Below are 16890 nucleotides of genomic sequence, written 5' to 3' on the forward strand. Positions count from 1 at the left end.
ATGCAGGTAACGTTCCTTTCCAGAAGGGATGCAGAGGACGCCTTGCCCTCCGATGGACACCATCTGATTTCCATATCAGACGGCCCAGAGGACCAAGCAGCAATAGACGAAAGCAGATGGGCAAGCGTCAGCTACCACTACTTCATCGACGCCGGCTTCGACGAGGACACGATTGCTCTGTTTGGAGGGGATGGCGGCGACTTTGAGACGAGGTTTAGGGACTACTTTCTGGAGGACCGGGCAGAGGTCATGCGCCAGAGGATCGCGGCCATCTTCGATCTGCGACAACCGATCGTAGTTAATTGCCAGGCAGGTAAATCAAGAAGCGCTGCCGTCGCAAAGTTCATCAGCACTCACTATGGCTATCAACTGGATAAACCGACTCCAGAGGCCAATATGTGCGTTTATAGAATGCTCGCCAGGGATGGGGTTCTGATCCGGACATACCGTAGCGCAACAGCATTGGAAACCCACTCAGACCAACACGCTAGCGACTCGATCCTGGGTTCAATAAAGCGCTTCTTTGGCTTCTAGCCCGCGCCGCACCTAGGGGTTGCATATTTCAGAACTACTGGAAACTAGGTTCGTGCTTGCCGCATCGGCAAGAGTTCGACCAGGACCAGGCGAAAATGAATACAACCCCCGCAGCTTCATTCCACGACAGCAGCTCTAGCCGAGCTCACTCCCGATCCCCGCCAATTAAATCTGGACCAAGCGAATTTGGTCGCTGAGAAACACAGAGTTGTATGCCTTTTTGATCATCAACTAAGGCGACAACTTCAGGCGCCTTCTCTCCATTTCGAACCCACCAGAAACAGCCCTTATAGTCCTCAAGCACAGCCCCCTTTGCTATTGGGAGCGCGATTGAAGCAAAGCGGGCGACTAGCGCATCACTGGCTGCCGGGTCTGCGAATGCAGTGAAAGGTAAAGCTGCAGTTAAACCGAATAACAGAGCCTGAATACGTTGCATGGGAAACTCCTCCTGCACCCATCTTCATGTGTCCTGGGTTTCGGTTGTAGCTGATTCGCCCCTACGAGAGGGGCAAACTGTGAGGTACCGAAGGGATGGATGCTCATCACATCACCGGCATAACAGTAAGCGTCCTTCAAGAGCTCAGGCTGGCAAACACCCAGGATTCGCGTGCTCTGAGAGACTTTATTCTCAACATTTCAAATCCAGAGGTTTACGACTTCGCCATCCAACGCTTCAGTGAAATGACGGACCCTAGCTTCAACATCGCGCTAGGGCTTCTTCGTGCGCTACGCGAGGGCGGGATATCCCAGGATGGGCTTAGTCAGGTGGCGCTCGAAATTGAAAGCTCAGGCGACCAAAGCGACGCTTGCCTAGAGATGATTGGAACCACTTCAATACGCGTGGTTGTATCCAGGCAGCATGTTGCAAGAGTAAGCATAAAGCGCATGGGGCTAGAGAGAGCGAAGAAGAGGGCACGCTGGATACGTGACAACTATCTCTTTGAGATAAAGGGCAGTGCAAAGATTCGCAAAGCCCCTACGATCAGAAGGGGCCGGGTTAAGCGGATAAGCCTCATCTCGGACATAGCCACCAACAAGCTGATCTTCCTGGTCAGGTACCAAGGCGACTCCGACAGACCAACTACGAAGCAATTCTCAATTTTGGAGATGGGCTTTGAGGACGCATTTCGTGCAGCATTAGCCAAGGCAAGAGAAGAGTTTCCGGATCTTGACCCTTTAATGCCTAATCCTTACAAACCCACCCTCGAAGAGTACTCACACTTTAAGTCACTCGTTCCTGATCTACCGAGCCCTGAGAAGAACTAATAATTGTCCAATACCAGTCATTTTTAGTCTCTCCTTTGGTCTTAAGTTGCACGAGCATTGTCTGTGTGGCCCGCACCCACGCTAGCGCCTCCTCTGCGAGGCGCATTTTGGTTGCCGACTGTTTCCAGAAACCCTCATCAATCCCCAGCACGATCTTAGTCCCCACTGAAGCGATGAAATCACTAGTAAAGTGAGTTGGCGATTGCGACGCACAGAATAATGCAACTCCGAACTTTCGAGCCTCCTTCGCGATTGTATTGATGATCGAGTCTGGGTCGTCATCGGAATAGATGTGTGCCTCGTCGAGGACAATTACGTCGACTATGTTTTCCTGCACGCCTCGCTCAACGGCCGCTTGGAAAAGTTCTTCTAGCTTGAATAGAACAAAAAGCTTTCTCTCCTCCATGCTGAGCGCGTTAATGTCGTACCTCCATACAGCGGCGCCAGGATCAAACGGAGGTGTGTTCGGTTTAAATATCCCGATGGCATCAAGGTTCTGAAGTCTATCCACTACAGACTTTAAAACATCCGTAGAGTCGTACTTCATCAAGCTGGCAATTTCTTTACCTGTCGTAATTGAATCTGCATAGGTCGTAAAGGTATCGATTGCCTTACGCTTTGCCTTATCAAGATCTGCCTTTGCGGAAGCATCCTCAAACGTTGTATTTCCCTTTCGGAGTTCGGTAATTACTTTCTTTCTGTAGGAGGCCGCTGCTTTACACGCAATCTCCAAGTTGGTTACTGCCTCGGCCCCGGTCCCAAGAAAGCTCATCTGTAGAACATTCTTGGCGAAGCGAAGCACATCTTGAATAGTTGGATGGGTGCGCGCAATGAGCTTCGGCGGCCACCGGGTAATCGCTCCAACATAATCGTCAGGCGCTATGTACCAACAGTACAACGGAGCCCCGCTCCACTTTGCGCCAAGGGTTTTCGCCTCATCTTTTTCCCCACGTGGCACATCGATATACAGCCTGTCAGAACCATCTGTGAGGAGAACAGCGGTCTCCTCTTCTACCACCCAAGTGGTTGGGTCTTTTAAACTAAAACCAAACTGTTCATAAACATCCAACAGGAGGTTCCTCAAACAGGCCTCTTGTTTTGGGCCCATTTGCCTCATGACCTTGTTCATGGTGCTCATGAAAGACTGGATGCGTTTGCGGACCCCGCCAAAGTCACGGTCAGGGTTGACTCGCAAAGGATTAAATCCGAAATTCGTTTGTTCAGAGAACCGAACAGAGCTTGAGCCTGGAATTTCGATATCGCCATGCACATCGAACACATGGACGCGAGGGACACAGTCAGCCGTTTGGAGCATGTGGCTGATTGCTTTACGAAGTTGGGTTGTCTTGCCAGCCCCGCTCATACCTACCAACAAGGTATGGCCATTTACCAGGGCGTCAGAATCCCAGATCACTGGGACCTTTTCTTTCCTTTGCTTCCAATCCGCGGCATTAAAGCCAAAATGAATTTTCATGCCTAACCGTCAGTACCCTGAAGACAGAAGGAAGCGCAATGTGCTTCACCTAATGCCTTTAAGGTAACTGTCGGCCGGAGTGGTCTGGGGGCTATCCGCTCCCTAAGCCGGTCCTAACTAGGATCGATCTAAGCTACCCGCCGTAGCCCATGGGTCATTCGAGCCGTTCTTACACGGGCCTGACCGATATCTTCACCTGTTTCTGCGACATGCTGCAGAACCTTGCTAAAGGTTGACATCCCAGCAAGAAAATCGAACGTCAGGACCCTCTGATCTCGGGATCTCTGCGCCAGGCAATGCTCAAATATGTCGTGCAGCGCACCACAGATCAGCGGGGAGCAGCTGTTTAGCCAGGAGTCCGCGCCTGCCTTGTCAGCGCCGACTAGCTCCCCAATGGAATCAAGGAAACTCTCGGCGGCAAGCAGAATCGCAGTGCAGATCCGCTCCGCACTCACGACCCCATCCGGCCTCTCCCACCTTTCGACTACGGCAGATACTTCGGCTGGATTGAGAGCCGGCATTTCATGGGAAATAGCTGCACGGAGCACATGGAACAGGAGGGAGAGATCGGATGTGGTTTTCAGCATAAGGGGCGTCCTAAACTTTAGTCACTCCAAGGTACTGCATTTCCCGAAAGAGCAAGCTGCTGGTCACAGCTCTACTTTGAGCCCATCCAGGCCGAGACTCATCGAAAGCTCTTTTGCTGCCGAAGCCCCCATCCGCTTAGCGAAGCGGTCAAATGGGCTGTCCTTGGCGGTGAAGTCAACCAGCTTGCTGACGCCCACAATTTCACGCGCCACGTAATCGACATCACCAAGTCGGTCGATCAGGCCCAATTCCAGCGCTTGCTCACCTGACCAAATGAGACCAGAAAAAAGTTCAGGGTGATCCTGAGCCTTCAAACGCTCACCTCGGCCAGCCTTGACCGCGTTGATGAATTGCTTGTGGGTTGTCTGCAGAACGCTGCCCCAAAATTGCGTTTCTTCATCGCTTTGCGGCTGAAACGGATCCAGGAAGGCCTTGTGCTCACCCGAAACATAAGACCGTCGCTCCACGCCCAACTTGTTCATCAGGTCCACATAGCCAAAGGACGCGGCAGTGACGCCGATAGATCCTACAAGGCTCGCTTTGTCAGCAACGATCTCGTCGGCCGCACTTGCAATGTAGTAGGCACCTGAAGCACCCAAATCCGTAATCACGGCGTAGACCTTTACCTCTGAATGCAGGGCCCGCTGCCGCTTCAACTCGTCGTACACGTAGCCGGCCTGGACCGGGCTGCCGCCTGGGCTGTTGATCTTCAGTACAACAGCTTTGGTACGCTTGTCATCGAAAGCCTTTGCCAGGCTCTTCTTGATGCTTTCGGCGCTGGCGGACTCACCATCGGCAATCGGCCCGTTGATGTCGACCCTGGCAGTGAACTCTGTAGCACTATCCAAGTCGCCTGCTGCGAAACGTTCTGCTACCAGGGCAGCCGCAAACAGCAAGAAGGCCCCACCCCACATCAGCATCTTGTTTCGTCGCGACGCTCTCCGCTCTCGGATGAGATCTCGCACCAGGTGCTCAAGAGTTTCTTCAGCCCGACTCATTACTACCTCTTCTCTGGGTGTCTGTGATGAACCCGATTTTCTGGCTAACAGAAATTTCCAGGCAGCCAATCAGACCCAAAGAGTGGGAACCGCTCCCCCAGGAGGTAGCGGATTCCCCGTAATTCGCGACGGTCACTTTGTACGATTCTGCAAAAACCACCACGAAGGTACTTCGTGCATCCGGAATGAACCCAATGAACGGTCCCTCTAGGCTACCCACCCCAACCAAGGTTGCTGAGTGCTTTCCAGCGATTGCGGAATTGGCTGCACTCATCAACCTTCCTGTTTGGGTTATCGACCTTGAATCGACAGGATTTGGTGCTCATAGGTCCTTGGGAATCGTAGAGTTCGCCAGCATCCAGATTCCACCCGACGGCCAATCAACTGCCTTTAGCACGCTTGTAAACCCAGAGGTTCCTATTCACTGGGCAGCGACAAAAGTGCATGGAATTGACGAACCGGCCGTGAAGGGCGCCCCAACCTTTCTTGGGATCGCTAACGGACTGCGAAAGGGGCTTAGCACCACTCTCGTCTGCGGATTTAACTCGCGACCTTATGATCTGAAGGTGATACAGGGAAATGCCGAGCGATATGGCTTGGATCCGCTGATAGCTGTGAACCAGCTTGACGTAAGGGACATTTGGGTAGGGCTTCACGGCAAAAAGGGAACCCTTGGGCAAGCGGCGGACAAGTACCAGGTACAGTCAGGACCAGCTCATCGAGCACATGGCGACGTGCTCACGACTGCCCGATTGCTCGACGCCATTCTCACGAGGATGGGGCCCGAATTCGCGCGGCAATATCTGACCAGAACTGAGCCAGAGGAGACTTGCATTTTAACGACTAGCTGAAAGTATTTTCTCATATGCGCGCAACTCCATACCTATGAAATCAACAAGGTCTCCGCGATGAACAATCTCGAAATTCCTCCCTTCCCACCAGTTGAAGCGACATGGGTTCCGATCTATGCGGAGCTGATCCCTTGCTCAGGGGAGCGCATCACTCTCGGCGTAGCGGCATGGGCGAAAGGTGACTTTAAGCATGCACTGGCAATCTCTGGCCAGAAAGCCGACCTCATACTGGGTGAAGCTACGAGCCTTCTGAGCGAGAACTTCAATAGAGTCTGTGAGCTTCTTGCAGATGCAGTTGCTTTACCCTTCCAGCTGCAGGAGACGTACCTCGGGCTATTTGTGGGGCACCCGAGGCATGGGCTGGGTGATTCACTGGATGACGTCCTTGACCAGGCGCTTTCGCTGAGCAGCTCTTTCTACCAAGGGCACCTCCGGGAGTAGGGTTTGCCAGCTTTCTTCCAGCAGCCCGTCCCGCCTCACTCGAAATAAAAAAAAGCCCGCGTGCTCAAGAGCCGCGGGCTTTTTTCATTTCCGGTAAACCAGGCGATCGATCAGATAGGTCAGAGTACATGCGCTGACGACAATTCCAACCACGACGCAAGTGGTGAACACCGGCTCGTACCTTAAAGAATTCATGTACATGGCAACGAAGTATAGAAACATGGAGACTCCTTAGCGATTGGAGGACTCCATGCCCCATAGGGGTTAGGAGCCCCTGTGGGTTTAGGTTGCTTTAATCGGACAAGCCCAGGTCAAGCTGACCTGCCTCCGAAGAGGAATTGAGCATAGATCGTAGCATTGCGGTGGCGCCTATCGAAGCCCTCTCTTAAAAAGCCGACTCCATGATCCCAATTCTGGATCGGACACCCCCCTTGCACTTTTGGAAACCCTCATACGATGGACTCACCTCAAACGAGGCGGCTCCAACACTTATTGAGCCCACATCCAAAAGTAGAAAGGGAACGTACATGCAGAAGACAGTCCAGAAATCCTTGCTCGCGCTGGCCATCTCGGCGGCAGCTATCAGCGCGCAGGCCGCCGACATCGACATGACCGGCCAGACTCAGGCTCTGGAGTACGGGCAAGAACAAGTCGACGGCTTCACCCTGACCGGCACCAGCACTCTGGACAGCGACATCGCTGAGTTCAGTGGCTCGGAGATCTGGGGCGACGTCGTCAACGCCGCCAACCTCGTAAGCGTCAGCGACTACAGCACCGGGTTTGATCTCAACAGTGAGACTGTGCTCTTCGGCAACCTCACCAACCTGGGCACCCTGGATATCAGCGGCAAGCGCTCTATCGCTTACGAGATTGATGGCTCTACCATCAATGGCGGCCTCAACAACCGCGGCACAATCAACGTCAGCGGTGCTTTCGACGAACTGGACCAAAAGGGACCAATCGGCTATCTCATCGACACCAGCGCCGTCCTGGGCGACGTACGAAACGACGGCACCATCCAAGTTCAAGGTGCGGAAGGTCGCGGCATCAATGTGGACGATAGCCAGCTTGGTGGGTACGTAATCAACTCCGGCACCATCGCGGCAACCGGCGCCGGCGCTATGGGCATCTACGTTGAAGAGTCGGAAGTTTCTTCGATCGTGAACCATGGCACCATTCAAGCCAATGGCGAGTCTTCCCGCGGCGTCCGTGTAACCGACTCCCTGATCAACACACTGATCAACAGCGGCACCATTCAGGCCACCGGGGATGCCTCTATTGCAGTCGACATCGACGGCCGGACCCAGCTGACCGAGCTTCAACTGCCATCGCAGCAAAATGGCGTGGTTAACTCCGGAACCATCGACGGCGCCAAGTACGGCATCAAAATCACTGACGCGCAACAAGCCAGCTCTCTGGTGATCAACCAAAACGGTGGCGTCATTCGCGGCGGCGAAGCTGCAATCAAAGGCTCCGGCGAGAACATCACGCTGGATTGGCGTGGCGGAGACATCGATGGGGACATCCTGGATGTCGGGACGGTGAACGTACTCGGCTATGCCGGCTTCCGCGGAAACAGCATTCGTGCGGTGAGCGCCACCCCGTCTGTAGGCGGTACTGTTAACGTCGGCTCCCAGTCCTACCTGGCTTTCGACAAAGAGCACGTGAACATCGACGGCAATATCGATGTGGCCGCCGGCGGCTCCCTCCAGTTCTACATCACGCCGACCACCAATCCGGATCAAGGTGTTCTGACCGTAAGTAAAACAGCTCGTTTTGGCGAAGGCTCCAACATCAACCTGGCGGCACGCCCTATTGACTTCGCGCCTGGTGCAGAAGGTCAGCGCTATGTACTGGTAGATGCCGGTAGCCTGGAAGACGAAGGCGTGCGGGTGAACTCGCTTTCGTACCTGCTCGAGGTCAAAGGCTTCCAGCAAGAGGGGAACCAACTGGTTGCGGTCCTGGGCATGCTCGAGCAAGAGCAGATCGAGGAAATCATCGAGCAAAGTGGTGCCGATGCGAACAGCCAAGCGTCCTTCCTGTCGCTGGTCAGCATCCTGTCGAAAATGGATGTAAACGACCCCGTGTACCAGGCCTTCGTATATGCCAGCCCAGAAGAGCGTGCTGCACTTGCCAAACAACTGCTTCCTGAGATCAATGGCGGTAGCACCCAAGCTGCACTCTCCGGCCAAAACGTAGTGGCCAGTGCGATCGGTAATCGCACCAGCTCCCTGCGCAGCGGCATGTCCTCCGGTGAAGCTTTCGCAGAGACCGGCGCCTGGGTTCAGATCCTGAACAACAACTCTGATCAGAACGAGCGCGGTGGAGTCGAAGGTTTCGATGCAGACACCAACGGTATCGCTATCGGTGTTGACGGCAAGGTAAACGATGCAACCACCGTAGGCCTCGCCTACAGCTACCTGACTACTAACGTGAAGTCGGACAGCGGTAACAAGGTGGATGTGGATGGTAATGCGTTGACCCTGTACGGCAGCTGGGAACAAGGTCGCTTCTTCGTCGACGGCAGCCTCACCTACTCGATCAACGACAACGACTCCAAGCGCAACATTGTTGGCACCACCGCCAAAGGCAGCTATGACAGCGATATGCTGGGTGTGAACCTTCTCGCCGGCTACGGAATCCAGGTCGATCGCAATCTGCTTGTCGAACCGCGCGTAGCAGCCCGCTACAGCAATATCTCGATCGACTCTTACTCCGAAAAAGGATCTTCGGCGGCCCTCACCATCCAGGATCAGCGCTACGAAGTCGCCGAAGTAGGCGCTGGCTTCCGTATCGCCAGCGATCTGCAACTGGGCAACGGCACACTGACACCTGAGCTGAAGGCAATGGCATACCACGACTTTGCTGCTGACCGCTCTCAAAGCACCAGCGCATTCGTACAGGGCGGCCTGCCCTTCGTAGTCTCTGGCGCCAACCCGGTTCGTGACAGCTACGAGCTGGGTCTGGGGGCTGACTACAAACTGGGCGCCGTCACTGTCGGTGCAAGCTATGAGCGTCTGACCAAGTCCGGGTTCGACTCCGACACTTTCATCGGCAAAGTTCGCTACGACTTCTGACCAACCAAACCTTTAACCCGGCTTCGGCCGGGTTTTTTTTGCCTGAATTTACGATTGAAGAAGACTTGCATAATTACGAGATGAGCGATGCTTCTACTAAGAATACGGATCCTGCCGGGCGACAAGACACATGATCAAAAACGCAATTCTCTGGCTCTTTTTCCCACTCGTGGGTGTCACTGGCTGCACAAACCATACCCAGCTTCTCTACTCAGACGCAGCTCAGCAAGGGCGCCTGCCTTTAGTCATCGACACAGGGAGATTTCTCATACAGACAGTGATCCCAGGTAACACGGACTCAGACAGTCTCCGCGTGTACCTCGAGGGGGACGGCAAAGCTTGGGCAACTAGAACACAGCCAAGCACCGACCCTACACCGACGGTTCCACTAGTTTCGGGGTCATGCCGAGATAAGGGGAAAATTCATTCATTTGGAATGTAAGCCATTGCTCTGAAAGGCTTTCTATCCGGCAAGCGCTGGCTTGCACCTCATGGTCTATCTTTTCCGTCTGGTTCAAGGAAAGGAGTGACACATGGCATCCCTCGAACGTACCGCCTACCCTGTTTTGTCGCGCTCCTATTCGAGGGCCGAGCTTCAGCGTGAATTCAGCTTCTCCGAGGAAGAAGTCACGTGGGTCAAAAGTCGCTCTAATGCAGCATTCCGACTGAATCTCGCTGTTCTGTTCAAGACTTTTCAGGTACTCCGATACTTTCCAGAAATCGCTGAAGTGCCGGAGCCAGTTGTCGATTTCATCCGCACACAAATAGGTCTACGCAGCAAGGTTGCGCTATCACCCTACAAGTGGATGCAGCTTTACCGCCATATGAGTGCCGTTCGGGAAAAACTTGGGGTTCGACCGTTCTACGGCTCGGATGGTCAAGACATAGCATCCACGCATGCACAGTTGATGGCTCCCCTCCTCGAACAGCGCGCTGACATTATTAATGCGATCATTGACGAGTTGCTGCGCCAAAACTACGAGCTGCCCGCCTATTCGACCTTGAATGACCTAGCAGAAGCCGCTCGTGCAGAAGCACAAGAGAAAATCTTCAACCTTGTGGTAGCCAGAGCTCCAATCAAGGTGATCTATAAGCTAAGGGATCTTCTCGACACGGACTTCGGGCGTCGGCAGAGTGACTTCAACACACTCAAACAGGCACCCAAGAAACCCTCGCGCAAGCATCTGGAGGTACTGATCGACCACCTAGCCTGGCTAGAGAGTTTCGGGAAACTGGATGCCATTTTTGATGGGATCGTCGATACGAAAATTCGCCACTTTGCTGCCCAAGCTGCGGCGTCGGATGTATCTGAACTGAAGGACTGCTCGCTGCCGAAGCGTTACACGCTGATGCTTGCTTTGATCTACCGTATGCGGGTGCGAACCCGAGATCACCTGGCCGAGATGTTCATCCGAAGAATCTCCACGATCCACAAACGCGCCAAGGAGGAGCTGGAGCAAATCCAGGCACGTCAACGTCAGAAGTTGGAACAACTGGCGGCCACCTTGGACGGCGTGGTGCAGATTCTGGTTCAAGAGCCGGATGACCAGGAGGCTGGTAGCCTGATTCGAGAATACCTCTCCCCCGATGGCAACATGGATCGGTTGCGAGAGGTTTGTGCTGAAGTTCAGGCCACAGGAGGTAATAACTACTTGCCGCTGATCTGGAGGCACTTCAAGTCCCATCGTTCACTGCTGTTTCGCCTCAGCCACCTTCTCCAGTTGGAGCCCACCACCCAGGATCGCTCACTTATCCAGGCGCTTCAGCTCATTCAGGACAGTGAGAATCTGCACCGTGAATGGATCGATGAGCATGTCGACTTGTCGTTTGCATCAGATCGCTGGGTGAAGATCGTGCGTCGCCCTACCAGTGAAGGGCCGCCTACCAACCGACGTTATCTGGAGGTCTGCGTGTTCTCCTACCTGGCCAGTGAACTGCGCTCGGGTGATCTGTGCGTGCAGGGATCGGAATCCTTCGCCGACTACCGTAAACAGTTGCTGCCTTGGGAAGAGTGTCTCCAGCGGCTACCGGCATACTGCGAGAAGGTGGGCCTTCCTACCACAGCGAAGGAGTTTGTCGCCTCGCTCAAGAGCCAGTTGGAGGAAACCGCGCAACAGTTAGATGACAAGTTCCCTTCCTGTCGAGGGGATGTGTCGATCAACGATGCAGGCGAGCCGGTACTGCGGCGGGTGATGGCACGGGACATCCCGCCTTCAGCCATCTCGCTACAGACGGCGCTTATGCAGCGTATGCCAGCCAGGCACGTGCTGGACATTATGGCCAACATTGAGCACTGGATTCAGTTCACGCGGCATTTCGGACCGATGTCCGGCAACGAGCCAAAGCTCAAAGAGCCGGCCGAGCGCTACCTGATGACGATCTTCGCCATGGGCTGCAATCTCGGTCCCAGCCAGGCCGCGCGGCATCTGGCCGGTAATGTCACACCGCATATGCTGTCCTATACCAATCGCCGCCACCTCTCGCTGGAGAAACTGGACAAGGCTAATCGCGAGTTGGTGGAGCTCTATCTGCAACTTGACCTGCCCAAGCTTTGGGGCGATGGCAAAGCAGTGGCCGCAGACGGTACCCAGTTCGACTTCTATGACGACAACCTACTGGCCGGCTACCACTTCCGCTATCGCAAGATGGGGGCCGTGGCGTACCGACACGTGGCCAACAACTACATTGCAGTGTTCCAGCACTTCATCCCGCCAGGCATCTGGGAGGCGATCTATGTGATAGAGGGACTGCTCAAAGTCAGCCTTAGCGTCGAGCCCGATACGGTCTACTCCGACACCCAGGGCCAGTCGGCCACAGTATTCGCCTTCACTCATCTCCTGGGTATCAATCTGATGCCGCGTATCCGCAACTGGCGCGACCTAGTGATGTGCCGACCGGATCGAGGCGTATCGTACAAGCACATAAACCGACTGTTCACCGACACTGCCGACTGGCACCTGATCGAAACTCACTGGCAGGATCTGATGCAGATTGCGCTGTCGATCCAGGCCGGCAAGATTTCCTCGCCCATGCTGCTACGTAAACTTGGCTCTTACAGCCGGCGCAACAAGCTCTACCTCGCAGCACAGACGCTGGGCAGTGTTATCCGCACGATTTTCCTGCTCAATTGGATTGGCAGCCGAGAGCTGCGCCAGGAAGTCACTGCGAACACCAACAAGATCGAGTCCTACAACGGCTTCTCCAAGTGGCTCTCTTTTGGCGGCGATGTAATTGCCGAAAACGATCCGGACGAGCAGCAGAAACGTCTGCGTTACAACGACATGGTGGCTTCGTCGGTGATTCTGCAGAACACCGTGGACATGATGCGCATCTTGCAAAAACTAGCCCGCGAAGGGTGGCAGTTTACCGATGAGGACGTGTCCTTTCTTAGCCCCTACCTGACCAGTAACGTCAAGCGTTTCGGCGAGTTCAACCTTAAGCTCAACCGACCGCCGGAGCCCTGGATCAAGGATTCGGTATTCCAACAGGCTGCCGGCTCGTTGCGAGTCAACTCGACCAGTAAGGCCGCGGCCGAGGAGGCAATATGATCGAGATTGCGTCAGCGTCTTTTCGAGTCACACCCTACGGTGAGGTGGACATCGCAGCACTGGACAGAATGCGAGCCGGATTCGATACATCCCAACTTCTACGGCTAGTTGAAGGTCTGGATGCATGCCTCTCGGAAATGGGTGGTATCACCGCCTTGCGTGACGAACTGCTGAAATTGCACGCAATGGCACTGACTATCGTCGAGGGGACTGCCCCGGCTGCGCCCACCGAGAACGCGTGTATCTGGGCTGAAGCAGAATCTGTGCAGTTGGGCCTAGAAGCGCTGGCGACGTGGATTCGCTCCGCTCAGGGCTTCCTAACTCCCTTGACCAGTCTTGAGCCTGAGCATCAGCAGTAGCTCGTTAAACCGTATCAAGCCGAGCCGGAATCAGCCCGGCTTGATCAGTGACCTAGCGATTCGGTAGCCGCTGAGCGATCACGACAAAGAAACGCCGGCATTGCCCGAACGTCGACCAGTTCAGCAGCCAATTTGACAAGGGGCTGCGTAATCATAGGCACCACTCAAAATGTATATCTTTACTTGAGACTATGACTCATCATAACGAATCGCTCGCGAAATTCGAAACCTGACTTCTTATAAAGGCTTACTGCTTTAGGATTATTTTCGTCCACTTCTAGATGAACTATTGCGGCACCTTGAGACTTCAAGAAGGACTTGACCTTTTCTAGAATCTCACTGCCAAATCCCTGTCCTCGGCACTGTTCATCGATATAAAATTCATCAATCCAGACCTCAATCCCCCTGAACTCGATACTGTAACAATTGCAAGTAGCAATATATCCAATCTGCTTGCTGCCAAGACAAATAATCCAAACGTTGCCCTTTTCTGAAGATGACAAGAGAGGGCGAAGTGCAGCCAGCCTGTCTTCGTCAGTCATCTCAATACCATCGTATAGGTGGTATTTTTTCATTAGCTCCACGAGTAAGAGCTCATCATCTATTGAGGCTGAGATCAACTTGATATTTGAATTTTTGCTCATGGCATCTTCAGATCTTGGTCATCATTATTACGCCGGCAACGATTACGACTATGGCGCTCATGCGCTTATATGCGTCCGACGAGCTAAAGTTTTCGCTGAGTATCTTTGGGTCAACTATTGCTAGCCAATGACTTAAGGCTAGCACATATACCGGGTGAAGACTGACCAAAACCGAGACCACCGCAACGTTTCCACCAGCAGATAATGCGCCAATAAAAAGCGCGTATCCACCGGCGTCGAAGAGATTGCTCAGCGCATACACCGCCCAGCCCTTTGGTGGCATTTCGGAGACATCCTTTGCGATGGAATGGCGCCATTTCGGAACCAGCAGCATCAGAGTCCCGCCAAGACCGTAGCCTGCATAGTTAAACATAAGAACCGAGGGCAGGCTGTGACTCAGGAGCAGGTGATCGTATAGTAGCGTAGCCACCGCCCCAAAAACTGCTGAACCTATTAGAAGCAATACTGCTGATAAACTTATCGAGCCTGGTCTCCCTTTGCCGATTGCCACAGCAAAGTAAACCCCGACAAAAACCAAGGCAATGCCGAGCAGCTCAATCCCTGTTGGCGAATAGCCAAGCAAGAGGATCGATACGACAAGCACCAGCAAAGGAGTTAACTGATGAAGCGCAATCGCAGTAGAGATATCGACCGACTTCAGCGGCATTGCGTATAGGAAATACATTCCAAAAATGCATAATCCTGACAGCAGGTTCAGAAGCGCTGAGGTTGTGTCAAAGTCAGATGGTGTAAAGAGAAGAAAAATCAGCGCAGAATAAAGAAGATTTCCAATGCTCAGGAGAAATATAAATGTAGTCCAGTGATTCGCATGATGGATCACTGCCAGCTTGTCCAGGATATTTGAAAGGCTCCACAGCAGTGGAGCCATAAGTGCCATAACTAACCAGGTCATTTTCCTCGAAGTACCTCTAATATGGTATCGCGACTATCCTTCAATAAAACATGAGAAAAGTCGTCGGTGTCATGGTCAAATATAAAGGTTCGCTGATAGTCGAAGCTCTCTGAAGTTTCGAATTCCACGATCTTGTCTAGAATCGCCTCAACCTCATCAAAGCGATGAGAGTGATTAAGGCGAAGAATTTTCATTGCATTACCGTAATGGGCTGCCTCATCACGGGCAGCATATCTAATCCAGGTTGAAAGAGACTCGTTTTCAAACGAGTCAAAGAAGCTTACATCTTGCTTGTAGGCTCTTGTGCTGGTCACTTCATCAAATGCGATAGAGAGAAGAATTGTGAATTCATCCTTCATGAAGTCTTCGATATGAGAAAAGTCCGGAGAGTTCGATCTAATCTCGCGATCAATCATGTCTTCCGGCATGGAGTAAAGTACGCTATTAATCTTTCTCAGTCCGCGATAATGATTTTGCTCATCGAGATGCCACAGGCATACGAACTCGATAAATTCATTGCTAAATTGAATGTCGCGACGGCCAAACAAGTAGCGCAAGAAGTTTATTGAATCAAATTCAGAGCTCATGTCATGCCAAAAGAAAGGCCGACGCTCCTCGAGCTTTGAGGGATTCGACTTTATCTGTTCAATTGACAAACCCTTCAGCAACTCCAGGGATGACCATTCGTAGCTTTTAAGACCAATACCCGACTTAACATTTGACACTTGAACGCTCCTTGTTCAGAGGACAAAATTTGAGAACAGCCAGGGAGAGTCGCTATCTATGGCCGAAAAGGTGCCTGGGTTGTTTTTGGTAGGATTCCAGTCCGAATAAACCCCTTTTAGTTCGCCTAGATACTGTGAAATATAAGATAGTGCCACTTCATGATCCATGTCTTCGGCTTCAATTATTCCTGCCGACGGATGGCTCAGGATCCATAAGTAACCGGAAAGAACTCCGGCTGCTACCTGTAACGTTGTTGCAGTGTTGAGAGTGGCAAGTTCCTTGGCCTTTTCGATGCTTAAGATAGATCCATACCAATAACTAGATTTTTCGTGCCCCATAAGAAGAACACCGAGGTAATCAGAACCCGACAAGATATCACCAGGACGAAGTACTTTTGTCTTTTCTGGAGTCATGCAATCATTGCCGAACCATTCATGTACAGAGAGAATTGCTTCATCGCTTGGGCGATAGGCATAATGGACAGTTGGTCTATATGTCTCATCGGCAGTTCTGAGCGTCAAAAAGTCAGCAATTGAAATTGCCTCGTGATGAGTTACCAAATAACCTAAGCTAGGGCCGTTGAATGGCGTCCATGTCTTAACTCTAACAGAGGCCCCTGGCTTCTCAATATAGATTGCTGCTCCGCATCCATCTGTATGCATTGACGCATCCGTGGGTAGACTTCGCTCGTGACTTCCCCAGCCCAACTCTGCCGGTTGTTGCGACTCACTTATGAACCCATGCACTGACCAAGTATTTACGAACTCACCCCTCTCCCTAGATTTCTGAGAAATTTGCGAGTCGTACTCTGCGACATGGATTACTTTGACACCCAATCTTTGGCTTAGGATAGCCCACTGCTCTTTATTAGAGGGCTTTTTACAATCACCCAATATCTCTTCCGCTAAATCTAAAAGAGCACGTTTAACGAAGTGGGATACCAACCCAGGATTCGCGCCATGCGCCACGAGAGCCGTCACCCCTGAGCCTAGCCTCTTTTTCAGAGACAGCATTTGTTCTCTTAAGTGATAGTTAGTTCGCTTATGCAGTGGTATGGTTGGGTCATCATATCCGCCCTTCCACGGCTCAATGCATGTGTCTAAATAAAGAGCCCCTGCGGAGCGGCATAATTCTATCAGGGCAAGACTTGAGACATCGGTTGATAGATTTATTAGAACCGTCCCTTCACCAAGAATCGGCACAAGAATGTCGCGATAGTTGATTTGATCAATTGCAGAGTTGATAAATTTTAAGCCAAAACTGTTAGCAAAGTACTCAATAAGCGGTGGTGTTTTTGGATCGATCGCGTAGATTTCTAAAGTAGATAAGTCGTGAACCTTAGAAAGGAGAGGAAGGAAGGACTGGGCAATCGTTCCTAGTCCCACAAAGACAATTCGCTGGGGGGGATTAATTGAAAAACCCATAAAAGAAACGTAAAGGAGATTTATGAAATAATTTTTACATATGCAGG

The 16890-nt window shown here is 52.4% G+C and carries 15 protein-coding genes; 7 read left to right on the forward strand and 8 right to left on the reverse strand.

Going from position 1 to position 16890, the window contains the following annotated elements:
- A complete protein-coding gene (locus YA0848_RS10555; protein ID WP_198731292.1) occupies positions 1 to 534 on the forward strand; it encodes a hypothetical protein in 534 nt (177 codons plus the stop codon).
- 145 nt (positions 535 to 679) lie between these two features.
- Here YA0848_RS10555 and YA0848_RS10560 read toward each other — a convergent pair whose 3' ends face one another.
- Entirely contained in the window at positions 680 to 970 is a 291-nt protein-coding gene (locus YA0848_RS10560; protein WP_198731293.1) for a hypothetical protein, read from the reverse strand.
- A gap of 95 nt (positions 971 to 1065) precedes the next feature.
- Between YA0848_RS10560 and YA0848_RS10565 the strand changes: the two genes are divergently transcribed.
- Positions 1066 to 1800, forward strand: coding sequence for a hypothetical protein (locus YA0848_RS10565; RefSeq protein ID WP_198731294.1), 735 nt, complete (start codon positions 1066 to 1068; stop codon positions 1798 to 1800).
- On the opposite strand, the gene YA0848_RS10570 is transcribed toward YA0848_RS10565, so the two are convergent.
- The 3 genes from YA0848_RS10570 to sppA all read right to left on the reverse strand — a co-directional run bounded on the left by YA0848_RS10570 (position 1757) and on the right by sppA (position 4860).
- Positions 1757 to 3274, reverse strand: coding sequence for a helicase HerA-like domain-containing protein (locus tag YA0848_RS10570; protein ID WP_198731295.1), 1518 nt, complete (start codon positions 3272 to 3274; stop codon positions 1757 to 1759). The genes YA0848_RS10565 and YA0848_RS10570 overlap by 44 nt on opposite strands.
- A 128-nt stretch (positions 3275 to 3402) precedes the next feature.
- Positions 3403 to 3861 carry a hypothetical protein gene (locus YA0848_RS10575; protein WP_065085831.1) on the reverse strand — a complete coding sequence of 153 codons (459 nt, stop codon included), beginning with the start codon at positions 3859 to 3861 and terminating at the stop codon, positions 3403 to 3405.
- Between the two features lie 63 nt (positions 3862 to 3924).
- Positions 3925 to 4860: a signal peptide peptidase SppA gene (gene sppA, locus YA0848_RS10580; RefSeq protein ID WP_065085832.1), complete on the reverse strand. Its 936-nt coding sequence runs from the start codon at positions 4858 to 4860 to the stop codon at positions 3925 to 3927.
- Positions 4861 to 5054: 194 nt separating this feature from the next.
- Here sppA and YA0848_RS36650 point away from each other — a divergent pair, with 194 nt between their 5' ends.
- The 5 genes from YA0848_RS36650 to tnpC all read left to right on the forward strand — a co-directional run bounded on the left by YA0848_RS36650 (position 5055) and on the right by tnpC (position 13136).
- Positions 5055 to 5711 (forward strand): 3'-5' exonuclease, encoded by a 657-nt coding sequence (locus YA0848_RS36650; RefSeq protein ID WP_065327856.1) that lies wholly within the window; start codon positions 5055 to 5057, stop codon positions 5709 to 5711.
- Between the two features lie 57 nt (positions 5712 to 5768).
- Positions 5769 to 6152 (forward strand): hypothetical protein, encoded by a 384-nt coding sequence (locus YA0848_RS10590; RefSeq protein ID WP_065085833.1) that lies wholly within the window; start codon positions 5769 to 5771, stop codon positions 6150 to 6152.
- 527 nt (positions 6153 to 6679) lie between these two features.
- Positions 6680 to 9229 carry an autotransporter family protein gene (locus YA0848_RS10595; RefSeq protein ID WP_065085834.1) on the forward strand — a complete coding sequence of 850 codons (2550 nt, stop codon included), beginning with the start codon at positions 6680 to 6682 and terminating at the stop codon, positions 9227 to 9229.
- Positions 9230 to 9762: 533 nt separating this feature from the next.
- Positions 9763 to 12777 carry a Tn3 family transposase gene (locus tag YA0848_RS10600; RefSeq protein WP_003111042.1) on the forward strand — a complete coding sequence of 1005 codons (3015 nt, stop codon included), beginning with the start codon at positions 9763 to 9765 and terminating at the stop codon, positions 12775 to 12777.
- Positions 12774 to 13136: a Tn3 family transposase post-transcriptional regulator TnpC gene (gene tnpC / locus YA0848_RS10605; RefSeq protein WP_003111043.1), complete on the forward strand. Its 363-nt coding sequence runs from the start codon at positions 12774 to 12776 to the stop codon at positions 13134 to 13136. The genes YA0848_RS10600 and tnpC overlap by 4 nt, the downstream gene beginning before the upstream one ends.
- A gap of 179 nt (positions 13137 to 13315) precedes the next feature.
- Here the strand turns inward: tnpC and YA0848_RS10610 are convergent, their stop codons facing one another.
- The 4 genes from YA0848_RS10610 to YA0848_RS10625 all read right to left on the reverse strand — a co-directional run.
- Entirely contained in the window at positions 13316 to 13780 is a 465-nt protein-coding gene (locus YA0848_RS10610; RefSeq protein WP_003120171.1) for a GNAT family N-acetyltransferase, read from the reverse strand.
- Positions 13781 to 13787: 7 nt separating this feature from the next.
- The gene (locus YA0848_RS10615) at positions 13788 to 14693 is read right to left on the reverse strand and encodes an EamA family transporter (RefSeq protein WP_003120172.1); all 906 of its coding nucleotides are present in this window, start codon (positions 14691 to 14693) and stop codon (positions 13788 to 13790) included.
- On the reverse strand, positions 14690 to 15418 hold the full coding sequence (locus YA0848_RS10620; protein ID WP_003111046.1) for a hypothetical protein: 729 nt from the start codon (positions 15416 to 15418) through the stop codon (positions 14690 to 14692). The genes YA0848_RS10615 and YA0848_RS10620 overlap by 4 nt, the downstream gene beginning before the upstream one ends.
- 15 nt (positions 15419 to 15433) lie before the next feature.
- A partial coding sequence (locus YA0848_RS10625; RefSeq protein ID WP_332874075.1) for a saccharopine dehydrogenase NADP-binding domain-containing protein occupies positions 15434 to 16890 on the reverse strand: 1457 nt, incomplete at its 5' end.

Origin of the sequence: Pseudomonas sp. S4_EA_1b, from assembly GCF_016307435.1 — a bacterium.
Taxonomy (GTDB): Bacteria; Pseudomonadota; Gammaproteobacteria; order Pseudomonadales; family Pseudomonadaceae; genus Aquipseudomonas; species Aquipseudomonas rhodesiae.

What these genes read in the sequence shown, in the direction of transcription:
- YA0848_RS10570 (WP_198731295.1), bottom strand. Translation starts at nt 3,274, where the DNA reads ATGAAAATTCATTTTGGCTTTAATGCCGCGGATTGGAAGCAAAGGAAA.
- YA0848_RS10595 (WP_065085834.1), top strand. Translation starts at nt 6,680, where the DNA reads ATGCAGAAGACAGTCCAGAAATCCTTGCTCGCGCTGGCCATCTCGGCG.
- YA0848_RS10615 (WP_003120172.1), bottom strand. Translation starts at nt 14,693, where the DNA reads ATGACCTGGTTAGTTATGGCACTTATGGCTCCACTGCTGTGGAGCCTT.
- YA0848_RS10590 (WP_065085833.1), top strand. Translation starts at nt 5,769, where the DNA reads ATGAACAATCTCGAAATTCCTCCCTTCCCACCAGTTGAAGCGACATGG.
- YA0848_RS36650 (WP_065327856.1), top strand. Translation starts at nt 5,055, where the DNA reads ATGAACGGTCCCTCTAGGCTACCCACCCCAACCAAGGTTGCTGAGTGC.
- YA0848_RS10560 (WP_198731293.1), bottom strand. Translation starts at nt 970, where the DNA reads ATGCAACGTATTCAGGCTCTGTTATTCGGTTTAACTGCAGCTTTACCT.
- tnpC (WP_003111043.1), top strand. Translation starts at nt 12,774, where the DNA reads ATGATCGAGATTGCGTCAGCGTCTTTTCGAGTCACACCCTACGGTGAG.
- YA0848_RS10555 (WP_198731292.1), top strand. Translation starts at nt 1, where the DNA reads ATGCAGGTAACGTTCCTTTCCAGAAGGGATGCAGAGGACGCCTTGCCC.
- YA0848_RS10610 (WP_003120171.1), bottom strand. Translation starts at nt 13,780, where the DNA reads ATGAGCAAAAATTCAAATATCAAGTTGATCTCAGCCTCAATAGATGAT.
- sppA (WP_065085832.1), bottom strand. Translation starts at nt 4,860, where the DNA reads ATGAGTCGGGCTGAAGAAACTCTTGAGCACCTGGTGCGAGATCTCATC.
- YA0848_RS10565 (WP_198731294.1), top strand. Translation starts at nt 1,066, where the DNA reads ATGGATGCTCATCACATCACCGGCATAACAGTAAGCGTCCTTCAAGAG.
- YA0848_RS10600 (WP_003111042.1), top strand. Translation starts at nt 9,763, where the DNA reads ATGGCATCCCTCGAACGTACCGCCTACCCTGTTTTGTCGCGCTCCTAT.
- YA0848_RS10575 (WP_065085831.1), bottom strand. Translation starts at nt 3,861, where the DNA reads ATGCTGAAAACCACATCCGATCTCTCCCTCCTGTTCCATGTGCTCCGT.